This window comes from Candidatus Beckwithbacteria bacterium (genome assembly GCA_012797845.1).
Taxonomy (GTDB): domain Bacteria; phylum Patescibacteriota; class Microgenomatia; order UBA1400; family UBA1449; genus JAAZOH01.
The window spans coordinates 1-4,882 of the sequence record JAAZOH010000034.1 but is presented as its reverse complement, the minus strand read 5'-3'; the positions used below and the strand labels follow the sequence as shown (position 1 = coordinate 4,882).

General features: G+C 38.4%; 4 protein-coding genes. 2 read left to right on the top strand and 2 right to left on the bottom strand.

Going from position 1 to position 4,882, the window contains the following annotated elements; all coding sequences use genetic code 11:
- Positions 1-258: 258 nt before the first annotated feature.
- The gene (locus GYA49_04255; GenBank protein NMC36232.1) at positions 259-870 is read right to left on the bottom strand and encodes a site-2 protease family protein; all 612 of its coding nucleotides are present in this window, start codon (positions 868-870) and stop codon (positions 259-261) included.
- 134 nt (positions 871-1,004) lie between these two features.
- Here GYA49_04255 and rpmB point away from each other — a divergent pair, with 134 nt between their 5' ends.
- The gene (gene rpmB / locus GYA49_04250; protein NMC36231.1) at positions 1,005-1,250 is read left to right on the top strand and encodes a 50S ribosomal protein L28; all 246 of its coding nucleotides are present in this window, start codon (positions 1,005-1,007) and stop codon (positions 1,248-1,250) included.
- Between the two features lie 51 nt (positions 1,251-1,301).
- Here rpmB and GYA49_04245 read toward each other — a convergent pair whose 3' ends face one another.
- The gene (locus GYA49_04245) at positions 1,302-3,788 is read right to left on the bottom strand and encodes an O-antigen ligase family protein (GenBank protein ID NMC36230.1); all 2,487 of its coding nucleotides are present in this window, start codon (positions 3,786-3,788) and stop codon (positions 1,302-1,304) included.
- Positions 3,789-3,957: 169 nt separating this feature from the next.
- Here GYA49_04245 and GYA49_04240 point away from each other — a divergent pair.
- Positions 3,958-4,882 (top strand): rod shape-determining protein (locus GYA49_04240; GenBank protein NMC36229.1); only part of this gene is annotated, 925 nt, incomplete at its 3' end.

The window sequence follows — 4,882 nt, the reverse complement described above, 5'->3', positions numbered from 1 at the left end:
TGAAAGTTAGAAAATCCCCATAAAAATGCTCCTCTAACGTGTAGCGCTCGTATAAAGTGTTTGCTCCCCGATAAAAATCAGAGAGGAAAGTTGTCTGGTCCACCGCAGCGGAGCAGAACGGACTCTTCAGTGATCTAAAGAGTTTTGGTCACTTTCCGTAAAAGAGCTTTGTGGAAGAAAGTACTCTATACGTTGTGCGCTATTTTTAGAAGAGCATATTCATAGTAGCACAGTTTTATGAAAATTTCGTGAAAACGTTTAACCTACCAGAAGATTAATCAAAAAATTAATGATAGGAGAAATAATCAAAGAAGCAATTGATTGACCACCAACTAATGGCAGTAATAGACCAATAAGTAAATATAAACCATATCGTTGGGAAAAATCATCCCACTCAACTGATTTCATACCAGGTAACAAACCAGATAAAATCTTTGATCCATCTAAAGGTGGAATAGGAAGTAGATTAAAAACACCCAAACCAACATTGATCATAATCATGGGCAAAACAATCATAGTAAGCACCGGACTAAATCGTAGTAAAAGCGCTAAAAGACTGGCTAAGATAAAATTGCTTGCCGGACCAGCTAGAGAAATCAGTAAACTGTCCCGCTTAGGATTGGCTAAATTGTAGGGATCATAAGGGACTGGTTTACCCCAGCCAATATTGGCAATCAAAATCGCCAAAGTTCCAATTGGATCAAGATGAGCTAGAGGATTAAGAGTCACTCGACCGTTGATTTTGGGGGTGGGATCGCCAAGGCGATCAGCCATAAAGGCATGAGCAAACTCATGAATAGTAACAGCTACGACCAAAGCTACAGCCCAAATAGCAAAAAACAGAGGATTACTGAGTAGGTAATTAATCATAACTAGGTAAGTAGAAATTTTTTTATTGCAATTTTGTAATTATCTGATAAGATATTACAGTTCCCAACAAGAAAAATTACTTATCCGTTGGAAACTATAGATTACTTAGTTTAACTAGTAAAGTCAAGATTATTATGTCTAAAGTTTGTCAAAATTGCGGAAAAACAGTCATGCGGGGCAATAAAGTAGCTCGAGCTCGTCAGGAGCTGACGTACCGTGCTCCCAAGGTTTTTAAACCCAATCTTCATACGGCTCGAATTATGCAACCTGATGGATCAAAGATTAAAATGACTTTATGTACTAAATGCTTGCGAATGATGAAACAGTATGCAGCTAAAGCCATGGCCGAACAAGCTGCTCAAACCCCAAAAAGCAAATAATGTATTTTGAAAATAAAAAAAGCAAACGCGCCTAAAGCGCGTTTTTTGTTTTTATTGAGCCTTTTTCTTTTCCTGAAGTTCTTTGAGTTTAATAATACTGGTAGTATCCTGTGGATTAACATTTTTCAAAACATACTCATGAGCTTTGATAGCTTTATCGTATTGTCCTTGCTCCCCATAAAGATCTGCCAAAAGTTGCCAAGCCCGGGCAAAGTTTGGTTTAAGCTGAGTAGCCTTGATAAAAAGCTGCTCAGCTTCATCATATTTACCTTGTTCTTGCACAAGTAGGGCAATATTAACTGGCAATTGCGCATCTGTTGGCGAAAGCTGCCAGCCTTTTTTCATAGCATCAATAGCTTTTTGGATGTAAATAGGATCAATAAGTGAAAGAGTAATGTAATTTTTGGCAATAACTTTCAAATTATTGATATGAACAGGATTGAGTTTTAGAGATAACTGATTATAGGTATCAGCTTGTTCTGATAAAGTTTTGACTAAACCAGCACTATCAGAAGCATCTTGAGAATAAACTAACCAAGCTGCTTTAGCAGCAGCAGTGGCTTTTTGTAGATTGTAGTTGGGCTCATTAGGGTTGATACTTAAGGCTTGATCAATATATTTACTGGCATTAAGGACATCACCTTGGCTGTCATAAGCTTTAGCAAAAGAATAATTTTGATCAGCTTTAAAATACTGATACACCTGAATTAGACCAAATAATCCTCCGAAGATAATGACTCCTCCTAAAGCAATTTCAAACAAAGAAGGAATTCGTTTGCCGCCTAATTCGTCTTGACGCAGTAGCAGATTTTTTTCCTGAGTCAAATTTTTGTAAACTAGCATCATTGCTGGGAGTAGGAAAAAAAGTAGGGCTACATTGACGACCGAAAAACCATAAAAATTGGTAATTACAATCCCAACCAGACTAGCTAAAACTACGCTATCAAAAGCTGAAGCTTTGATTTTTTGCTTGCTAAATAAAATCAACAAAATAGTTATACCAGTTGCTAAAGCCAGGGCTATTCCAAGAGGAATAGCTAAAGATGGATAAATCAGTAATTTATTGACAATAGTTGTGAAAAATATCGGCTTAATCAACCATATTATTACTCCCAAGATTAGAGCTGCTCCACAATGCTTAGCAAAAGCCAAGAAATATGGTTTTATACACAGCCAAATAGTGACAACCATAAGTAGGAAAATGGCAGTTAGGCCCAGTAAACCATTATTGGCCAAAAAATTAAGATACTCATTGTGAGCTTTGTTGTACAGAAAATCCCATTCAGATAGATCATTATGCTCTCGCAAGCGTGATTGGTAATAAGAATAAGCAAAAGTTTCGGTGCCAGCTCCAAATAGGGGATATCTGCGCCACGTTTTTAAAGCCCCTTCCCAAACCACTTGGCGAATATCAGTGCTATCAGAAATAATAAGTCCTGAAGCTTCAGGTTTGACTGCATTTTCCTGAAGTGGATTTTTAACAAGCTTTTGACTGGAACCAGTTAACTGAGCTAGGTTGGGAGTCCATTCAGTGCCAATAAAAAGTAGCAATGCTAAAAAGCAAGCATTTAAAATGATAAATTTAGTAAATTTAGTTTTTTTGAAAAAATCACTTTGTTTTTTCTGATTTTGATGGATAAACCAGCTTAGCCAAAAAATGGCCAAAGTAGCCAGCATAGCTAAAATACCGGACCGAGATTTGGTAAATAAAATAGTAGCAGTAAAGAGAATAAATAAAAGAGCATAGGTGGCTTTATCCAACCAGGGTAGGGCTTGCCTGATTTTACTGGCTTGAGCTAAAACAGCCCCATTCAAAACTACTAATATGGATAGCATCATGAGCAAACTGTTGCCATAAAAAGGTAATGGATTTTGGGTAAATAGATAGGTCATGCCGTAGGCAATAGTAGTAGTAGCTATGTTGACTGTAATCACAATGGACCAAAGGGATTTAGGTGGCTTTAAAAACCACAGCATAGTTATGGGTAGTAAAGCTACCAGCCAGGCAGCTAACCAATTGGGCTGACCCAATGTTGAAAAAACCCGGTTTTGCACATCCTGAACCCACATTGCCGCATCAATGCCAAAATGTTCTGCAACGCCGTACAAACAGGAAACGCTAGCAGCAGCCAAAGAAGCGAAGAGCATTTGCCGAAACCAGCTTTTTTTGCCAAAAGTGATAAAAGCCCAAGCCAGCAAGGCATAAGCAAGCGTTGACAAAAAGCTGCCATTAAAACGTGAGTAATAACCGTACCAACTGGTTAGAGGATGGATCGAAAAAACTGTGGAAATACCTTGAGTTAAGACAATAGCTAAAAGGGGAATATCAAGCATCGAGCGTTTAAAACGTAGTTTGCCAGATAAAAAAATATCAAACAGCCAAGCTGTGCCAACTACAATAGCGATACTATACATAAAGAGCATTTTAGGAAATTCAAATAATTCTGAGCTGGTAATACTGACTAGCAAAGGAGTGATAAAAAAAGCCGCCAAAAAGCTGTAATAAATAATAGTAGTGGGAATTTTTTTATAATCCATTTAATTTTGTCACCTGAAAAGACTATTTGCCCTACTCAGAATGACCACTTTTATTTAAAAAGGAATATATAACCTGTCAGTTACCAAGTATACCGTATTGATAAAAAATGCCCAAGCTAAGTCTGGTAAAATCAAATCATAAATAAATATATAAGTTGATTTAGTATTTATGTTAAATTTTTGGGATCTAGTTACCTACGATTTGGGGATTGATTTGGGGACTTCTAATACTCTGGTTTTTATTAAAAGTAAGGGCATTATGGTTCGGGAACCTTCAGTTATTGCCCGGCAAAAAAAAGTTTCTCCCCAAGGAGCTAATATTGGTAAAATTATTGCCATTGGTTCTGAGGCCAAAAAAATGCTAGGCAAAACGCCAGAAACTATTGAGGCGGTTAGGCCGCTACGTGATGGAGTTATCTCAGATTTTGATGCGACTCAAGCTATGGTCAAATACTACATTGGCAAAATCCATGAGAGCCAAACTATTATCCCCAAAATTCCCAAACCACGGGTCATTATTGGCATTCCTTCTGGAGTAACTGAGGTTGAACGTCGGGCAGTTCAGGAAGCAGCACTGTCAGCCGGAGCCCGTAAAGCCTATATTATCGAAGAACCTATGGCTGCAGCTATTGGCGCTGGCTTACCCGTTATGGATCCGCAGGGTCAGCTAATTATTGATATCGGTGGTGGTACGACCGAAATTTCAGTAATTTCTCTTGGAGGGATTGTGACCGAACGATGTTTGCGGATCGCTGGCGATGAATTTGATGAAGCTATTATTAACTACCTTCGTTTGCGCCACAATTTGATCATTGGTCAAACTACAGCTGAAGAGGTCAAAATTGCGATTGGTTCAGCTGTACCTTTTGTCAAAGAAAAGCAGTTTGTGGCCCGGGGCAGAAGTATGGAAAAAGGCTTACCTCAATCTCAGCGGGTAACCAGTACTGAAATTCGGGAAGCTTTAGCTCCGGTGGTTGCCCAAATTACGAGTGCTACCTCAGAACTTTTAGAAGAAACGCCACCAGAACTGGTTTCAGATATTATTAAAAATGGGATTGTCATGGCTGGCGGCGGCTCACTTTTACATGGCATTG